At 64.7% G+C, this 17,629-nt stretch carries 18 protein-coding genes; 13 read left to right on the plus strand and 5 right to left on the minus strand.

All coding sequences use genetic code 11. From position 1 onward, the window contains the following. Positions 1-2: 2 nt before the first annotated feature. From OG555_RS19080 to OG555_RS19110, 7 genes are all read left to right on the plus strand, one after another. On the plus strand, positions 3-2,744 hold the full coding sequence (locus tag OG555_RS19080; RefSeq protein ID WP_329484255.1) for an ATP-dependent DNA helicase: 2,742 nt from the start codon (positions 3-5) through the stop codon (positions 2,742-2,744). 638 nt (positions 2,745-3,382) lie between these two features. After that, positions 3,383-4,264 carry a CBS domain-containing protein gene (locus OG555_RS19085; RefSeq protein WP_329484256.1) on the plus strand — a complete coding sequence of 294 codons (882 nt, stop codon included), beginning with the start codon at positions 3,383-3,385 and terminating at the stop codon, positions 4,262-4,264. Further along, positions 4,261-5,493, plus strand: a complete 1,233-nt coding sequence (locus tag OG555_RS19090) for a hypothetical protein (RefSeq protein ID WP_329484257.1) — start codon at positions 4,261-4,263, stop codon at positions 5,491-5,493. Before OG555_RS19085 ends, OG555_RS19090 begins: the two co-directional genes overlap by 4 nt. Before the next feature lie 579 nt (positions 5,494-6,072). Then, positions 6,073-6,378: a hypothetical protein gene (locus OG555_RS19095; RefSeq protein WP_329484258.1), complete on the plus strand. Its 306-nt coding sequence runs from the start codon at positions 6,073-6,075 to the stop codon at positions 6,376-6,378. Further along, entirely contained in the window at positions 6,368-7,714 is a 1,347-nt protein-coding gene (locus OG555_RS19100) for a hypothetical protein (protein ID WP_329484259.1), read from the plus strand. The genes OG555_RS19095 and OG555_RS19100 overlap by 11 nt, the downstream gene beginning before the upstream one ends. A 545-nt stretch (positions 7,715-8,259) precedes the next feature. Continuing rightward, positions 8,260-8,727 (plus strand): hypothetical protein, encoded by a 468-nt coding sequence (locus tag OG555_RS19105; protein WP_329484260.1) that lies wholly within the window; start codon positions 8,260-8,262, stop codon positions 8,725-8,727. Positions 8,728-9,107: 380 nt separating this feature from the next. Further along, a complete protein-coding gene (locus OG555_RS19110; RefSeq protein ID WP_329484261.1) occupies positions 9,108-9,308 on the plus strand; it encodes a helix-turn-helix transcriptional regulator in 201 nt (66 codons plus the stop codon). A 501-nt stretch (positions 9,309-9,809) separates the two neighbouring features. Here OG555_RS19110 and OG555_RS19115 read toward each other — a convergent pair. Further along, positions 9,810-10,136: a hypothetical protein gene (locus tag OG555_RS19115; protein WP_329484262.1), complete on the minus strand. Its 327-nt coding sequence runs from the start codon at positions 10,134-10,136 to the stop codon at positions 9,810-9,812. Between the two features lie 113 nt (positions 10,137-10,249). Then, complete coding sequence (locus tag OG555_RS19120; RefSeq protein WP_329484263.1) at positions 10,250-10,441, minus strand: hypothetical protein; 192 nt, start codon at positions 10,439-10,441, stop codon at positions 10,250-10,252. 173 nt (positions 10,442-10,614) lie between these two features. Between OG555_RS19120 and OG555_RS19125 the strand changes: the two genes are divergently transcribed. Both OG555_RS19125 and OG555_RS19130 read left to right on the plus strand, forming a co-directional pair. Next, positions 10,615-11,343: an XRE family transcriptional regulator gene (locus OG555_RS19125; protein ID WP_329484264.1), complete on the plus strand. Its 729-nt coding sequence runs from the start codon at positions 10,615-10,617 to the stop codon at positions 11,341-11,343. A gap of 199 nt (positions 11,344-11,542) precedes the next feature. After that, on the plus strand, positions 11,543-11,992 hold the full coding sequence (locus OG555_RS19130) for an HD domain-containing protein (protein ID WP_329484846.1): 450 nt from the start codon (positions 11,543-11,545) through the stop codon (positions 11,990-11,992). On the opposite strand, the gene OG555_RS19135 is transcribed toward OG555_RS19130, so the two are convergent. Together OG555_RS19135 and OG555_RS19140 are read right to left on the minus strand one after the other, a co-directional pair. Next, positions 11,972-12,382 (minus strand): NUDIX hydrolase, encoded by a 411-nt coding sequence (locus OG555_RS19135; protein WP_329484265.1) that lies wholly within the window; start codon positions 12,380-12,382, stop codon positions 11,972-11,974. The two genes, OG555_RS19130 and OG555_RS19135, sit on opposite strands and share 21 nt — an antisense overlap. Positions 12,383-12,447: 65 nt before the next feature. Next, positions 12,448-13,188, minus strand: coding sequence for a helix-turn-helix domain-containing protein (locus OG555_RS19140; protein ID WP_329484266.1), 741 nt, complete (start codon positions 13,186-13,188; stop codon positions 12,448-12,450). 184 nt (positions 13,189-13,372) lie between these two features. On the opposite strand from OG555_RS19140, the gene OG555_RS19145 reads away from it, so the two are divergent. Both OG555_RS19145 and OG555_RS19150 read left to right on the plus strand, forming a co-directional pair. After that, the gene (locus OG555_RS19145; protein ID WP_329484267.1) at positions 13,373-14,806 is read left to right on the plus strand and encodes a hypothetical protein; all 1,434 of its coding nucleotides are present in this window, start codon (positions 13,373-13,375) and stop codon (positions 14,804-14,806) included. Positions 14,807-14,817: 11 nt separating this feature from the next. Next, positions 14,818-15,279 (plus strand): PPC domain-containing DNA-binding protein, encoded by a 462-nt coding sequence (locus OG555_RS19150; RefSeq protein WP_329484268.1) that lies wholly within the window; start codon positions 14,818-14,820, stop codon positions 15,277-15,279. A 91-nt stretch (positions 15,280-15,370) separates the two neighbouring features. On the opposite strand, the gene OG555_RS19155 is transcribed toward OG555_RS19150, so the two are convergent. Continuing rightward, positions 15,371-16,081 (minus strand): hypothetical protein, encoded by a 711-nt coding sequence (locus OG555_RS19155; protein ID WP_329484269.1) that lies wholly within the window; start codon positions 16,079-16,081, stop codon positions 15,371-15,373. A gap of 353 nt (positions 16,082-16,434) precedes the next feature. Between OG555_RS19155 and OG555_RS19160 the strand changes: the two genes are divergently transcribed. Then, positions 16,435-16,614: a hypothetical protein gene (locus tag OG555_RS19160; protein ID WP_329484270.1), complete on the plus strand. Its 180-nt coding sequence runs from the start codon at positions 16,435-16,437 to the stop codon at positions 16,612-16,614. Continuing rightward, positions 16,592-17,620: an ATP-dependent DNA ligase gene (locus tag OG555_RS19165; RefSeq protein WP_329484271.1), complete on the plus strand. Its 1,029-nt coding sequence runs from the start codon at positions 16,592-16,594 to the stop codon at positions 17,618-17,620. The genes OG555_RS19160 and OG555_RS19165 overlap by 23 nt, the downstream gene beginning before the upstream one ends. The last annotated feature ends 9 nt before the right edge of the window (positions 17,621-17,629 follow it).

Consider the following 17,629-nt stretch of genomic DNA (forward strand, 5'->3'; position numbering starts at 1 on the left):
AGGTGGCGTCCGTAGAACAGCAGGTCAAGAGCGTCGACGGCGTGATCTGCCAGAACATCGCCAGTCTCGGCGGCGACCGAGGCTTCCTCTCGCAGAACCTCCTCGCCCAGCTCCGGAACCTGGTCGAGGGGCTCATCGTCTGGGCGCACCTCGGCGACTCCTCCGCCGAGTTCCACTACAACCAAGTCGGGCCAGCGCTGGACGAGGTCAAGGCGAAGGCGAGGTTCCGCCTACTCAGCAGGTTCCACATCCTGCTCCAGGCCAGTGCCTCGCATTACACGCTGGACGGCGACCCGTCCGAGCGGCTGATGCTCAAGTACTACGAGTACCTGGTGCGCACGCGCGACCTCGCGCTGAAGGAGTTCGGCACGGCGATCCTCGGCAACCTGGAGAGGTTCCCTGCAGACCTCGACCCGTCCCTGCGGGAGTACCACGAGAAGATCGCGGAGCGCATCGAGGCGGCCCGCGCCACGCAGGCCTCCACCCGCCGCGAGCGCTACTACGTCCACACTTCGCGGCCGTTCTTCACCGGCGGGCGGGTCTACTACGAGGTCACCTTCTCGGTGGCCCACAACTGGACGAGCAAGTTCGACCGCACGATCGCGTTCACCGACATCGACATGACCGACCGGTACGCGGCCTACCTCGACCTGTCGAGCGAGTCGATCACGGCGCTGGGGAAGACCATGCCGATCCTGGTCATCCGGTCGTGGGAGGTCTCGATCCGCCCCTGCGAGTTCGACAACTTCGCGCGGCTCCTCGGCCAGTCGACGCGGGTCCGGTCGAGCCACAGCGAGTACCGCAACCTGATGCAGTACCTGACGACCACCCGCTCCAGCCTGCTCGACCTCGTCGACATGACCGACGCGGGTTACGGCCAGATCCGCAGCTGGGCTCTCGCCGGCTCCCGGCGGACGCCGCTGATCTTCCCGGCGCTCGATGAGGCCCGGGCGGTCATCCGCGCGAAGCGGCCGGGGTCGCGGGTGCTGCGGTACCTGATGCTCCAGATGCGCAACCAGTGGATCAAGGCCCAGTACGACCCCACGCCAAACAGGTGGCTGTCGGGCCTCGGGCTCACGTCGCGGAGCAGCCCGTTCGACACGATGCCGTTCTGCACCGCTCCCGCCGCTCACGTCCCTCGGTTCGCGGACCTCGCTGAGAGCCTGGACGCGACCGGCCGCGAGCACGAGCTGCTGGCCCGCCGGGTGAGGAACAATGTCGAGCAGCACGGCGCGATCTACATGCCGGCCGCCGAGTGCGAGGACCTCGGCGACGTCGACGCGCTGATCAAGAAGCACAACCGGCTGCTCCCGCCGACCGACCGGCACGCGCCGCGGAAGCTCGCGCACGCGAACGGGCACGTCTTCATCGTCGGGTACGAGGACGACACCGTCGAGATCATCGAGAAGCTGCAGGCGATCGCTGGCGAGGGCATCGAGGGGCACGCCGACGGCGTCCAGGAGTGGCTGGACGCGAACCCGGGCGAGGTCGACGACGAGCTGAAGGCCACGGCGCTGAAGGCGCTCTTCACGCGCTCGAAGGTCGCGCTCGTCTACGGACCGGCCGGGACCGGGAAGTCCACCATGGTGGACCACATCGCCAACTACTTCTCGGATGAGCGGAAGCTGTTCCTCGCCCACACCAACCCGGCCGTCGACAACCTCAAGCGCCGGGTGCACGCGCTGAACTCCGACTTCAGCACGATCACCAGTCAAGTCAACAGAAGCGCGTCGTTCGGCTCGAGCTATGGCGTCGTCGTGATCGACGAGTGCAGCTTCGTGGACAACGCGAACCTGCTGAAGGTACTCAACAGCACCACATTCGACCTGCTCGTCCTTGTCGGCGACGTCTACCAGATCGAGTCGATCCAGTTCGGCAACTGGTTCAGCCTCGCCCGCTCCTACGTCCCGAAGGAGTCCGTCTTCGAGCTGACCAAGCCATGGCGGACGGACGACGAGGCGCTGCTCACCCTGTGGGACCGGGTGCGGAGCCTGGACGACCGGATCGAGGAGTCGCTCTCCAAGAACGGCTACTCGAAGGCGCTGGGCGACGCGCTCTTCCAGCGCGAGAGCGACGACGAGATCGTGCTCTGCCTGAACTACGACGGGCTCTACGGCATCAACAACGTCAACCGGTTCCTGCAGGCGGGCAACCCGAGTCGCGCCGTGGCCTGGGGGGAGGCGACCTACAAGGCCGGCGACCCGGTGCTGTTCAGCGAGACCGAGCGCTTCCGCCCAGTGATCTTCAACAACCTGAAGGGCACGATCACCGGCATCGAACGGGTGCCCGGCCGCATCACGTTCGACGTCGAGCTCGAACGGGAGGTGACCGAGAGCGACGTGCGCTTCACCGACCTGCGCTGGGTCGAGGGCTCGACCGTCCAGTTCGACGTCTTCGAGCGGCCGGACTCGGACGACGATGACGACGAGGTCAACACGCTGGTCCCCTTCCAGATCGCCTACGCGGTGTCTATCCACAAGGCGCAGGGCCTGGAGTACGACTCGGTCAAGGTGGTCGTCACGGACGCCAACGAGGAGCGGATCTCCCACAGCATCTTCTACACGGCGATCACGCGGGCGAGGCGTCGGCTCGGTGTGTTCTGGACGCCGGAGACGCAGCAGCGGATCCTAAGCCGTCTGGCGGTGCGGGAGAACATAAAGGACGAAAGCCTGCTGAAGGTACGCCGCGGCGTCATGCCTCTCGGTGCCCGGCCGAGGCGGCAGAAGCAGCGCCCCTGGCCATAATGCGCCCGCCGGGAGGGCGCGCCGGCAGTGCGAGGCCCGTCGCCCCGTTAACGTCCGCCTTCAGCCTCCCGATCGACCCCGCACGCGACGCAGTCGTCCCGCTGCCCGACCTGCGCCGCCGCGCCGACATCGTCTTGGGCCCGGCGAAGGTCGCTATGTTCGTCGGCCGAATGCTTCTGGCGCGGCTGCCCAGAGCACAGCCGGGCAGCCAGCAATCTCCTGGCGTACGATCCGCGGAACGGTTGTTGATTGGCCGGGTGATTGGCGGCGGGTGCTGGGGCGTTTGCTGACGACCAGGTCGTCCTTAACGACGCGGTCGTTCTGACGACGCTGATCCAGGCATGCTGCGAAACCGAACAGCATGCCTGAATCACTGAAATCGGCGCGGATGAATCCTTCGAAGTGACCGAAAGCCGAAGAACGGTGAACACACCGCGCTGGGGCAGGTGTGTCGTGCAAAGCTGAGTTCGCGCTCGCCTTGGGTCGACCCGGTGATCGAATACTTCGCAGACGCGCTGGCGTGGCCTGTTCCGTCACTGTTCCGTGGGCAGCAAACGACCCGATAGGCTACAGCTCGACCTGTTGTTGAGTGGATGGCGTCCTGTGATCACTGAGAAAGCGTTGCGAGAACCGGCGCGGTGCGCGGCTTCGGGTTCGATGCGGCGCCGACAGGAATGCGGCGCCAGTTGAGTTCGCCCGAGGTCGCCGTACCTCAGGGTGGACTGCGTGGGTCTGTCGGATTCGTGCGAATCGCCCAGCTGGTGCCGCTCGAGCAGGAGGTCGTGACGGTTCCTATCGGAACAGAAGCTGGGTCCGCGCTCGATCTGATGGAAGCTCGTGGATTCGACCAGCTGCCCGTCGTGAACCCTCTCAGTCGGGTGATCGGGGTCTTCACCTACCGGTCCTTCTCACAGCAGATCGTTCACCTGCGCACCCAAGACGACCCTAGAGCTGCGCCGGTCGACGATCTGATCGAGGAGTTGCGGTTCGTGCGTCCGTCCGACAACGTCGAGGAGATCCTGCCATGGATCGACTCGGACAACGCCGTTCTTGTCGGCGACGACGATCGTCTGCTGGCCATCGTCACCGCGTCAGACGTCACGAGCTTTCTGTGGCGCCGGACACGGCCGTTCGTTCTCCTCCAAGACATCGAGCTTGCCACGCGAGAGTTGATGCGCTCCGCGTGCTCTGACAGCGAGTTGTTCGACTGCCTTGCGGCGGTGCTCGCGACCGAGGAGGACGCGGCACATTCTGCGGCCAGCCTCGAAGACTTTGCGCTAGAGGATCTGACACTTCATGAGCTGCATTCGGTTCTTCTGCACAAGGCAAGTTACGGTCGGTACTTCCGTACGACGTTCGGCCGAAGCCGGGAACTGGTCCAGAGCACCCTCGAACCGGTGCGCGAGATCAGGAACAAGGTTGTGCATTTTAGGGGTTTCGTGTCTGACGAGGAGATCGGGACGCTCTTGCGCGCAGCGGCGTTGCTGAGACGCAGGCTGCTGATCAGGGAGGGAGCATGACGATGCCAGCATCGCTCGCCGATCTCCACAATGCTGTTCTGCAGAAGCTGAGGGACCCGGACTGCCCGCGTTACGCAGTGGTTCGATCTCCGACAGGATCTGGTATCCGCCGCGTCCTGGAGATATTGATTCGTGACGTCGCGGCCTCACAGCTTGTGCTGGTGCTCACGACCCGCTCAGTGGTGGCTGAGCAGTGGCGCGATCGCCTGACGGACGACGACAACGAGACGCGTGTCACCGTTCTCGAAACCTCCGAGGCAGTGCTGGGGCTGCTGGACGATCCGGTAGCGGAGTCCGGAGGCGGGCGGGTCCTGGTAGCTACGACGGGCAAAGCGATCAGTGGACTCAGTGGTCGTGCACTCTCGGAGCTCGACTATGGCCTGGTCATCCTCGACGAGGAGCACACGAGAGGCATGGCTCTGATGGAGCGTCTGCGAGCCGATCGGTGCATCGCATTGACGTCATCGCCTGATCAGTTGGCACGTGAATGGCCGATAGTCGCGGTCATCAGTCTGCCGGACGTCGTGGCTGCAATCGGCCGCCCCCTTTTCGATACAGTGTGGCACGCACCCAGCGAGATCGAGAGCCTCCTACAGCAGGATGCAGACCAGATTTTTCGCGATTACGCCGAAGTCAGTGCTGCCTGGGATGCCCGCCGCGCAGGCAAGAGCCTAGCCTCACTGCATACCGCATTGCTGGATGTGGCCGCAGCCCTTGAGCACGATGCAGAGTTGCGCGGGGCGCAGACGCGTCCAGTGCTTGAACTGATCCTGAGGCGAGTGTGGAATCTGCTGGATCGAGTTGAGGATGCATCCGACGAGGACTCCCGCCTGCGATCGCTGGACGACGTACTGGCTGCCGAGCAAGTCGACGGTAACCGATGCGTCGTGATGGCGGTCAAGGTTGCCGACGTCAGCTACATCGCCGCACACCTGGCCAACGTCGGCCGGCAGGTCGTCGGAGCCGTCACTTCCTCCACCGAGCGTCTCGAACGCGAGACAGCGTTTCGCTCGCTCAATCCGGGCCAAGTCCTCGTGGCGGGTGTGGGACTTGCAGCGCACCTCGCCAATGTCCCTGTCCCGTACACCGTGATTCTCTGGTCAAGTGCAGGGCTCACACAGGTGATCGACCGAGTCGGCGCAACTGATGGAGTGCGTATCCGGGTGCTTGCGGAGGAAGGCCCACAAGGTGGCGCCGACAGCGAGCCGGACCTGGGCGAAGCTGACTGACGCGGTCTGCGCAGGCCACAAGCTCAGATCGGGACCTGTGCGCAAGCCTCTCGCGATTCGAAATGTTGCTGCAGGCAAATTCTTGCTCCGTCACAGCTCCGTGAGACGCTGACAGGCGACGATCAATGGCGAACATCGATGAGAGGTAAAGCCACAGATCAGAGGTCGTTTTCGGTCCTCCGCCAAGTGATGTCCGCTTGACTGGAAGAGATCTACACCATTTTCGAAGGCACCTCAGAGATTCAAGGCCTGGCGCTAGCCCGAGCCATCGCCGGCATGAGTATCAGGCAACTGTTCTCGCGGCGCAGGCCTGCGCCCTCGTGATGAGTGCGGATTCGGTCCTGGGCTGGATGTTGGCGACCGGCCGGCGCATCCGGTCGATCCGGAGAGAAGGTTGGGAAGGCAGCCGACCCCGAACGTTGAGCCTCCGTGGAACGTCCTGGACGCTCGGACCTTCGAGCGTCGCACGGTGGGTGGTTATCCACAGATTCAACCGGATCCGCCGGAACGTGGATCGTTCCGGCCCATCTTCCTTGTGACGAAAGGGAGCCCATGAATGTGTCGGATGCACGCGCTCGCGTGACGAACTTGCTGAAGCAGGCTGAGGCGGTCATTGAGTCTCTGGAGGCGAAGGACGGCGGCGGCGGATGGTCGATGACCGCCTTCAGTCGGTACCGAGCCTGCCAGTTGCTCGGGGTATCGCCGTACGAGCCGATTGACGAGGATCTCGATGCCGACCCAGCCGAGCTGCTGGACCAGGCAGCGCTCGAGGTTGATCGGCTCGAGGTCTCGATTGACGAACTGAGCTGGCGTCTCGCGGTCGCCGACGCCTTGAGGTCGGCCGCTGCGGACATCCGGATGGTTCAGGATGCGCGTGACGTATGAGGATCTCCTGTGGGCCGCGCGACGGGACGCAGCGTCGGCGTACAACTCGGCCGAGGCTGACACGTCAGACCTGGTAGCCGGGTGGCGGGCGACGCTCACAGCCGCTCGCCATCACTTCAAATGGCTTCGGCTCGAGATGTCCACGCCCGCCTTCGCGAGCATCGCCGATGTCCGGGCCACCGGACCGCTCCATGCGCTGGCACAGTCGCTTGGTGCCGGCGGCGATCTGCTTGCGAGTCAGAACGGGAGCACATGCGTCGCTTTGGAGGACGAGAGATCTCTGGTGGCGGCTCGATCGGAGGTCGCGTCGATCACGGCTCTGGGAGCGCGCGCGGCGTTGACGAGGCTCACCAGTCAGAGGTTCTGCGGTGCCGAGTCGACTAGTCCGCTGTTCCGGCACCTGGTTGAGATCATCGCTGAACTTGAGTTCCTCCGCCGACATGGCTCCGCGGACATCGGCACCCTAGGCGGTCTCTCAACAACTCTGCCGATCACGCCGGCCAATACGCCATCTCAGGTGGTTCGGTTAGCCGCGAGGTGGCAATCGGCTCACGAGGCAACGTCAGCGGTCGGCGTACTGACGCGCGATCTCCGGTCGAGCACTGCGCAGCTGCGGACAGTGGTCGGCTATGCGGCGCACCTCGTCGGTGTTTTGAGAGCCGCAGCCGGTCAGAGTGAAGATCTGCGGGAGCTTGCACACGCTCTACGTGCGGCGGATGGGGCTGCGTCACGGGTTGCTCATGCCTGGCGGACTCGTCTCTCGGACCTCAACGGCCGGAGTGACGCACCAGCTGAACCTCTCTTCGCCGAACTCCTTGTAGCGCTCCGGAACTGGCTACGCGACGGGAAGCGGCTACGCGAGCCCGAGGATGTCGTGACCGACGAGCAGGCCGCTGCATTGGTTCGCGAGGTCGTCGACGAGTTAATGCGTGCGGCTCATCGGGTAGCGAGCGTTCAGCAGGAGACCGTGACTTGGCTCGTGATGCGCGGGGAACTGTTCGTCCCGCGGGCTGAGCTCGCGAAGCGCGATCCGGAGTACGAGTTTCGTTCAAGCGTGTGGCGCTTGCGGTATCCGCAGCGGCATTGGGTGAGGACAAATCGGTCGTCCTGCTTCGACGAGTTGACGTCCACCTTAGCGGAGCTCACGGATCAGCTGTCCGTGGCGGCTGACGTGGCCCAACGAATCGCCGGGACGGCCACCCTGCGACGTCCCTTTGGCTCTGACCGCGTCACGGCTCCACCGGTCGCGAAGAGGTCACGGTGGCGGTGGTACGAGCCCGCATCCACTGACCTCGTTCCGGAGATCTACCTGGATCCAACCGGTCCCGAACGTTGAGCTTCCCCGACTCATTTGGAGGACCGATGGACAGGGCAAGAGTCACCCCCGAGAACCTGCGTGACGCGCTCCACTCGGAGATCCGTGGGCTGAGGTCAGGTGTCGAGTGGGTGAGGTGGCTCGACGCGGCTGTGGCCTTGCGCAACTACTCCTTCCGCAACGTCGTACTGATCACCCTCCAGATGCCGTTTGCCAGCCAGGTAGCGAGATCCGACATCTGGACGAAGCTCGGACGGTCGGTCGCCGCGAACCAGCGCCACCGCGATATCCGGATCCTGGCTCCGGCGATCCGGCACCGAGGAGGCAAGACAGCTGAGCTCGTCGAAGCTGATCTCGAGTTCGATCGGGCGCGGTCGGCTCGTGGTGGGGGCCGGCTCATCGGCTTCAACGTTGCTTCGGTTTGGGATGTGTCGCAGACGGACGGACCACCGCTGCCCGTGCCGCCCGCAATCGGAGGAGGTGCTCCGACAGCCGATCTGTGGCGTGCTCTGAGCCATCGGGTGCGGTCGGCTGGGTACACGCTTGTCGAGGGAAGTACGGGGCACGTGAGCGTCGATGGGTTCACGGACTATCACAACCGGACGGTCGTTATCAGAAGCGGTCTGGATGATGTCACCGCTGTCTCCAGGCTCGCGCATGAAGTCGCGCACCTACGGATGCACAGTGCCCGGCAGGTCGCATCAGCTGGCAGCATCATGTGCCGCGGCATGCGTGAGATCGAGGCAGAGTCCGTCGCGTACATCCTGATGGCCCACCACGGGTTGTCCACCGGCGGCTCATCCTTTCGGTACGTCGCCAGTTGGGCGGCCAGCATCGACAGGCACCATCCGGAGAATGTCATCGAGGGGGTCGGCAATCGGATCGTGTCGGTCGCACGCAAGTTGATCCAGACGGTCGATCGAGACGTCCGGCGGATGGAAGCGGACCGCGATCGGCGTCCCTCGCGGATGGTTGAGCAGTCAAGTCTCGGCCACGATCCGCAGATCCGCTCGCTCGGCGGACCCCAGTGGTGACGGGAGGCCGCGGATGTCCAGCTCGAGAGTCGCCGCCCTTCGAAGGGCACGCCAGCGGCAGGCCCGGATCGAATCGGCGACTGCGCGCGCGACTCGCGCTCAGGCAGCCTTAGACCGAGCCATCAAGGCACGGGAACAGTCCGCGGAGCGTCACGATGAACGGGTTCGCGAGGCGGAAGCCGCCTCTGCCGCGGAAGTCGTGCAGCTCGTCCGAGTGTGCGGAAGCACCGAAGGTGCTGCCGAGATCCTCGGACGGACGGTGCGAGACATTCGCAGAGTCCTCAAGTCCGAGGACGAACGATCCAGTGCGACGTCTGAGCCCACCGCTCGCAGCACACGCCCTCAGCCAGAGAGAGCACGGGCGGATGGGGGAGGTACCGATGCACACCTCGAACACGGCTGATCCGCTGTGGGACATGGATCAGTTGTCGGCGTACCTGAAGGTTCCGAAGCGAACTCTCTACCGCTGGCGGACTCAGCACTACGGACCTCGCGGCATCCGAGTCGGCCGGTATGTCCGGTATCCACAGAGCGAAGTGATCGACTGGGTACGTCAGATGGAGCAGGCTGAAGACAAGTAGATGATCGTGGTGACCTGGGAGTCAGCACCGACCGTCAGGCCTGGTACGTGCGTCGTACGTGTGCCAACGGACTGTGGCGAAGACGGCGCGGTGATCGGCCAGCCTTGTGCAGGTTAGAGCCGCCTCCGGCAGATCCGGCTCGAAGGGGCGGATGGTGCAGATCTCCTCGACCACAACGCATGAACTGAGTTCGGTGCTGATCACCGGCTTTCTCCGATTGCTCGAATGTCTGAAGCACGCGCTGCCTCTCGTCGCCGGTGAGTCGCGACGACGGGAGGCAGCGGGGGCACGCCAAGACTCGACCGGTCCCGGCGGGTGGAACGGCAGGCGAGCGCGGTTGTTGGTCGGCACGCTCGCCCACCGGCATGGAGAGTGGAGTCCTCGTCCGCGCGATGCGCAGGAGATCGGGGATCTCGCGGACGAGGACTCCGGAGACGAGCCCGAGTCGACAGACGCTTGAGGAGGGACGTGTGCCGACGAGGTGCGGTCGGGCTCGCTCGTTTAGGGACCAGCCGTGGCCACGATGATCTCGGCTGAGGTCACGCGTCGCAGACGTTCGTACTTCGAACCGCTGTTCTCCCAACGGCCGAGGTGCGCCTTCGACGGGATGATCACGGCTCGGACATTGAGATCTGCCACCGCCGCGAGTAGGACCTCGAATGCCCGCGGATCTGTCGGCAGTTCTTCGACGTGGATCGTTCCGAGTGTGTGGCCGGCCCGCCTGGCGGCGATCGCGAGACGTTCCTGGACTTCGCCGTACTCGAGTTCCGTCATCCAGGGGTATCGCCGCAGGTAGCCGAGGGCCAGTGGCATCGGACGCCCGATCACGTCAGCGCTCCTCATCCATCCAACGCCGGAACCTGGCGTTGAGCGCATACCACCATCGCGCGAGCCGGGATCGCCAGCCTTCCCACCTGAGTCGGGTCCTGCGCCATTCGGGCTCATCGGACCGCATCGACCGCTTGCAGACTGTCGTCCGGATCGATCGTCACCCGCAGACTCGAGAACCGTCGTCGAAGGCCGGATGCCTGAGCGGTCGCGTCGCGCAGGTTCGCGGTGTAGTCGACGATGGGAAACCGACCGAACCAGACCCGCACTCGAGCGGGGCAGTCCGTCGCATCCTCTTCGGTCACGTTGTCCTCCCGGATGACTGTCTTTGTGGACCTGAACGCTCTCCATGTACTCAAAGGTTGGTCTGGACACGGGGGACGGCAGCACCCCGGGATCGGGACGTCTAGGGACTTCTAGTGCTAACCTCAACGGGACGACTAGGGACTTCCTAGATGCTCTTGAGGCGGGAGATCCGGTGAATGACACGCTCCGACGCGCACTATTCGAGGTGCGGCTCTCGGAAGGTGACGTAGCAACGCGCCTCGGCGTCGATCCCAAGACCGTGCGGCGATGGATGGAAGGAAGGTTGCCTTACGCAAGGTATCGGGACCAGCTCGCCAGACTGCTTGGTCTCGACGAGGGGGAGATTTGGCCGGAAGTCCGGGCGTCTCATCCTGAGCGGTCGATGCCGACGGAGCTGGCTGCGGCCTTCCCGCGACGGAACCTGATTCCGCGGGATGCGTGGCTGTCCCTGTTTGCCGACGCCCAAGTCCAGATCGACGTTGTCGCTTACAGCGCAGGATTCCTGGTGCAAGAGTCTCGATTCCTGCAGACTCTGTCGGCCAAAGGGAACCAGGGGGTGCGGATTGCGGTCGCGCTCGGCGATCCCGACCGCCTGGATCGCTCTCGAGTGACACCCGAGGAGGACGACGAAGAGGCGGTTTCAGACAGCATCATTGGTGCGATCGGCCGTCTCCGGCCGCTCGCTGCTGTTGGTGCGCTTGAACTTCGCCTGCATGATGTCGTGCTGTACAACTCGATCTATCGAGTCGACAACCAGGTCCTGGTGAACCAGCACCTGTACGGAATCGCGACCGCGCGGACCCCGGTGTATCACCTCTATAAGTCGGAGCAGGAGGAGATGTTCGACTTCTACATGTCGAGCTTCTCTCGCATCTGGAAGGATGCGAGGCCGACTCGATAGTGCCCGTGAGGCCGACGGGACGTCCTGAGATGTCCTCGCGAAGTCCTGTCCTGTTCGATGGGTCTGACGTAGCGTCGAGCAGGTGATCAAACCTGACGAGGCCGCCCGCATTGCGCAGAGCCTTCTCGAGCATGAACTACCGCGCCGCTGGGCTCATACCCAAGGCGTGGCGAGATGCGCGCGATCGCTCGCCGAGGCGATGGGGGAGCGGTTGGACCTGATCGAGGTCGCGGCATGGCTGCATGACATCGGCTACGCCCGCTCTGTGGCGCTGACGGGCTTCCATCCGCTCGACGGAGCGAGATATCTAGGCGGTCTTCCTGAGGTCCCAGTGGTTGTATGTCAGTTGGTTGCGCATCACAGCGGGGCTGCTCTCGAGGCCGAGGAGCGTGGTCTCGCGCCAGTGTCCGATGAGTTTTCGGTGCCACCACTGGAGCTGTTGGACGCGTTGACGTATTGCGACTTGAGTACGTCGGTCGACGGCGAGCCCACGACTGTCGATGACCGGCTCGCGGAGATCCTGGTTCGGTACCCATCCGATCATGTCGTCCATCGGTCCGTGCGCCGATCGACACCGATGCTTCGCCGTGCGACCCGTCGGGTGCAGGAGCGAATGGCCCGATCGAGGTCAATCGAAGTAGGGCGTTAACTGACGCGTTAGGTAATCATCGACGCGCCGTCTCATCGATCGATGCATCGCGAGCTCGCCCAATCGCGCGGGCTCGACCCAGTGGACTTCCTTGCTCTCGCTGCTCGGCGTCGGGTCACCGGCGAGGAATCGTCCGGTGAGGACGATCGAGAACTCCTGCCGAGCCTCTCCGTCGCTGGTATAGAGAATGATGTGCCGCGGGTCGGTATAGATGCCGACGACACCTGTGATCTCGCACTCGATGCCAGTCTCTTCAAGGGTTTCGCGGATTCCCGCCTGTGACATCGACTCGCCGAGATCGATCGCGCCACCCGGCAGAGCCCAGTTGTCGTTGTCGGAGCGACGGATCATGAGAATCTGACCGCTGCCGCCCTCGACCACGACGTTCACCGAGGGAACCATGCTGTTCGCCGCGGGTGCCGTCGGGTCGTCGTAGTAGTCGATTCGTCCTGGCATCAGTGCTCCGATAGCGGTACGGCGGTGTCCCAGACTCGTTCGAAGCTCTCAAGGTAAACGCTGGCGAACTCGCCGCCGGCGACCTTTCGCAGGTGCCAGACCGGTGCGTGGGAGGCGATCAACCCGTAGACATGCGAGTTGACGAGCAGTTGGTCATCAGCTCGGTAGATCGAGTTGTACAGGACGGTCCGATGCATCCGAAACTCGACTCCCTCCACTTCGCGGAGCGGGCGATAGAGGGCGATGGCGTTGCTGATCTTGGCCGCGATCGCATCGCCGATGCCTTCCTGTTCGCCGCGCTCCGCGATGTGTGGATCGTCCCGGTCGCCGAGAAGAAACCGAACCCTAGCGCCGGCGTTGGCTTTCTTGCGGATGACGCGGTGCAGGCTGGTGTCCTCGGCAAGGAACAAGCCGGCGTACACCAGTACTCCGATCTCCTCGTCGGCCGACTCGAGGAACCGTCGCCACGCGTCTCGGGGAACTTCGGATCGGCGCGGGTAGACCGCGACCACCTCGCTCGCCGACGCTGCAGTCACTTGGTCCTTGGTGAGTGCGTCGGGCCAGAGGTATCCCTCATCGACCCCGAGTCGGGTCGATACGGCGTACCGATAACGGCGATAGGGCACACGCCCATTGACCCAGCGCTCGACTGTCTTAACATCGACTCCAAGGTCAGATGCGAGCGCGGGCGTGGTCAAGCCGTTCTCCAGGATCGCGGCTCGCAGTCGCTCGTTGGCCATGCACATAACCTAAGACATCTTGGGACGACTTGAGCGTAACCAAGACGTCTTGAACGCGTCCTCCCATGCCCGTGCGCCGTCCCGACGCTTCGTAGGACCCTGGGCCATCGAGCCAAGAAGGGAAGCGGCCGCGTGAGGTGTGGACTCGAGATGGACCTGGCGAGGCAGTTCGTTGGCCGGATTCATGGCTGAGGACAGGAAGCCCAACAGGCTGTTGCGCCGGGCGCGCGGCGAGATGTCGCAAGCCCGCCTCGCGGAGTTGGTGAACGGGGCGATCCTGCAGACTACGGGTCGGCCCGGCACGATCACTGCGAAGTCTGTGTCGGACTGGGAGCGAGGCTGGTACTCCTGGCCGATCGCTCTTGCGCGAGACGCATTGCGCGAGGTGCTCGGCGCGTCGTCTGACGCGGACCTCGGTTTCGAGAATCGAAGGGCTTTGGAGCACGGGGACAGTGCAGAGGCGAGCGGCAGCGTGGCTCTGGTGGACCTTGCGCGTCGCGAGGCCGGAGCAGCGATTGGGATCGTCGATGTCCCGGGCGGGCGATCATTTCATGGTGCAGAGCTGGCAGCTGTGCTCTCGCCGTCAGTCCCCGTCGACGACGGCGTCGTACTCGAGCTGTCCTCGGGCCTACTCGCCAGTCTGGAGCGTCCGCACCGCCGAACGATGTTGATCGCGCCGATCCTGACAGAGGACGGGCCGGTTGTGCACGTGGCGGACGGCCGTGAGTTCGCGGCCTCCGCCGTACGACGGTCAGACGCTCATCGCGTTCCTCACGCGTACCGCCTGGACGACCTGACCGTCGGTGTCGTGTGGGCGGTGACGAACGCCGACTCCGCAATCCTCGCCGACGACAGTGCCCTCGACTTCTACCAGCGATCGTTGGCGCACTATGACGGAACCTCGAAGTCATCGGCCACGCTCAGTGAGGTGCCGAAGCTGAACGGTGTGTCGAGCAAGTGGCTCGGATCGGAGTTCTGCGCTCGTCACATCATTCGCCACATGCCGAGGCTCACCACCGAGCCGTTCTTCTGGAGCCGAGAGCAACGGGGCGAGGAGGCGTCTGCGTGGTTGCTCTGGACGCACAAGCTGGACTACCTCCGCCGCACCTCAGCTCGGTTCGGGACGATGCGCCGCGGGTTCTGCATTCCGGAGCACGAGGTTCGTACGTCGCCCAGGTACGAGAGGGTGCTCTTGCTACTGGCGATGGCGCTCATGGAGGCCTTCGGGATCGAAGTCCAGATCGCCGCGGAGCCTGAGCTCGCCGAGATCGAGGGATTCGTTCTCGCCGATGACGTCATCGTCGCCAACTGGCTCCGGGGCCCGGGCCTCTGGTACGTCGACACCGATGCACCGTCGTCCCGGTGGTCGACGTACCACGGCATCTCCCGCGATGCCGCGGTCAAGTCGGTCGTCGGCCAGCCGACACCCGCTGGCCGATTGCAGGCGATGGCGGCGTACTTCGACATCTCGTGGAAGTGGTTCGTCACCCGGAACAGCGAACTCGCGGCAGCCGGCGTTGACGGCCTCGCCCACCCACGCAGCCGCCTGCTGTCAACCGAGGGTCTCATGACCGCCTTGCGTTACGTTGCCAACATCAACCAACCTCAGAGTCCCTGAAGGAGCAACCAGTGCAAGCAGCCGAAGTCACCCCGGGCCGGACGTTCGCGGTCCGCTTCGACCACGGCGAGGACTTCTACACCTCACTTGCAGAGTTCTGCCGCACCCGGAACATCCGTCAAGGCTTCATCCCCATGTTCATCGCCGGCCTGCGGAACGTAGAACTGGTCGGCACGTGCGAACGCCTCGAAAACCCAGAAGCCCCCGTCTGGAGCTCCGTCCACCTCGAGTACGTCGAGGCTCTCGGTGGCGGAACACTCGCCTACGACGACGCGAACTCCGAGCTCAACCCCCACATCCACGTCTCTGTCGGACTTAAGACCCATGCTGCTGCTGGCTATACGAGTCATTTGCTAGGAGCAACCGTCCAGTTCCTAACCGAGATGTACGTCGTAGAGGCCACCACCCCAACCTGGACGAGACCACGGATTCGAGATCTCTATGACGTGCCGCGTCTGACGTTCGACGGCTAGAAGCGGTCGGCATACTCGATGCCGCAAGCCGCCAACTCGCAACTTCATCATGGACGAGCGAATGTTCGACGGGGAGCCCTTCAGATAAGCGTCACAGAGTGGCAGACAGGAGGTCGCGCATCGCATCATGGTGGCCGATCGTCAGTTCTTCCTGGCTGCTTGGGAATCCAGTCCGATCTGTGAGCGCAACCAGCCGGGTCGGTTCGTCGTACTTGACCAGCGCCTTGTCCTTGTGGCCCGTCGCAGTGACTCGGTGAAAGCCCATCTGCCGGAACAGCGGGAGCAGAACGTCGTCGATCAGCTCGTCTTCTGACGCGCTGTCGAGGTAGACGGGGAGTTGCTCCCGACGTTCGAGTTCGGTCGCGGAGAAAGGCCGGTGTGGGTTCTGCTCCGGAGCAGTCGTGACGTTCGTGGCGATGTGCCGGAGGTAGCACTGTCCGTCCGGTGCGTAGTACGCCTCGAATCCTTCCCTGGCCAAAGAGGCGTTGAGCATCTGCAGCGCGCCGACTCGGCTCTGGTCCTCGTTGACCGCGTCTGCTGGGTCCATCAGCCGCTGGATCACCCGGGCGAAGGTCAGCGGAACCTTGCCAGGCCCAGGTTGCGGCTCCTCAAGGACCTTCTCCAGCGTGTCGGCCACCCAGTGCTGCCGGGTCGTCCCATCGTGGGCATAGTCGGTGTCGACATCGCTGAAGAACTCGGTGAGGTACGAGCTGCTGCGATACCGGAAGAGCGCCGACTCGTCCGGCCCGTTCCCACAGATCATGTCGGTGATCTGCATCACCGTCCGTCGCTTGAAGCGCATCCGCCCCCCATAGAGTTCTCCAGCCAGCGCACCGTCCATCGGTGGCCGCCTGCATCTTCCCCCGGATTCGATCCCGGTGATAACGACCAGCATCAAGGGAGGCTGCCGCCGGCGGCCCGGATCAGCCGCTCAGACCGCCGCGACACGCCCGGCGGGATGCACGCCCGATTCGGCCGTTATCACCGGCGTCGTCCGGTGCCGGACGGTCGGTGCCCGGCTCTACCGGCCCGATGACGGGCACGGCGCGTGCGGGCGGCAATCACCCCTGATCCCCAAGTCAGAAGGACCGCCCGGGACTAAATCGAGAGGTGGGCTGGGCCGGCATCATCACCCCGGGGGCGCACTCTGGAGGCATGGCCTGGCGGTGTGGAAAGTGCGACGGCGGAGACCTGCCTGCCCACCACCGGTTCTGCCCGCTGCGCGACCCGGCCGACGTCGTCGACCAGGTCGTCGTGGTGGTGTGGCCGCCGTTCGGCCAACCGGCCGATCCGCGCGCAGCGAGGCGAGACGATGCCCCGGGTACGGCGGACTGACCCCGACGCGGTCCGGCTGCCGCCGGATCTGGTTGGGCCGGCCGACGTCGAGCTGACCCGGGCGGTCGAGGAGATCCCCGGCCCGAACGCGCTGCCCGGCGGCAGCCGGTATGAACCGAAGTTTGACGGATTTCGCTGCACCATCGTTCGGCGCGGTGACCAAGCGAGGCTGTGGTCACGGCAGCGCAAAGACCTGACCGATCGGTTCCCCGACATTGCGGCCGCCGCCGTTCGCCAGATCGACGACGGCGTCGTATTGGACGGGGAGCTGCTGATGCTGGTCGACGGCCGGCTGTCGTTCGACGCTTTGCAGCGCCGCATGGTCACATCACCGGCCAAAGCGAGGCAGCTGGTCGCCGCCGTACCGGCGTCGTACGTCGCGTTCGACCTGCTCGCGGTGGCCGGGGTCGACCTGCGCACCCAGCGGTGGACCGTCCGCCGCGGCCGCTTGGAGCAGCTCGCCACCAGGTTCTCGCCCCCGCTGCAGCTGACATCGGTCACCGCGGACCTCGAGGAAGCCCGGGAGTGGTTCGACGTGCTGCCTGCGGCGATAGGCGTCGAGGGGCGGGTCGTGAAGGGGGCGGCCACCCGGTACGTCGGCGGTCGCCGCGACTGGCTGAAGGTGAAGCACCGGGCCACCCGGGAGTTTCTGATCGGTGGCGTGCTCGGGCCGATCGCCCGGCCCGAGGTGGTGATCGCCGGCCTGTACCGCGGCGACGATCTGCTCATCGTCGGCCGCACTGTTCCGCTCAGCCCGGCCCAGTCGGCCGAGCTCGGCGCGGTGCTGACCCCTGCCAAGCCGGGCCACCCGTGGCCGGACGAGATCACCTCGCAGCGATGGGGCGGGAAGGACTCCAAGAAGCCGTTGACCAAGGTCGAGCCGCTTGTCGTCGCAGAAGTCGCTGCCGATGCCGCCACCCAGGCCGGCCAGGTCCGCCACTCGATGAGGTTCATCCGCTTGCGACCCGACCTCACTCCCGACGATCTCGACCAGCTCGATTCCTGAGCCGTACCC

The organism is Kribbella sp. NBC_01484 (assembly GCF_036227145.1).
In the GTDB taxonomy this organism is placed as follows: domain Bacteria; phylum Actinomycetota; class Actinomycetes; order Propionibacteriales; family Kribbellaceae; genus Kribbella.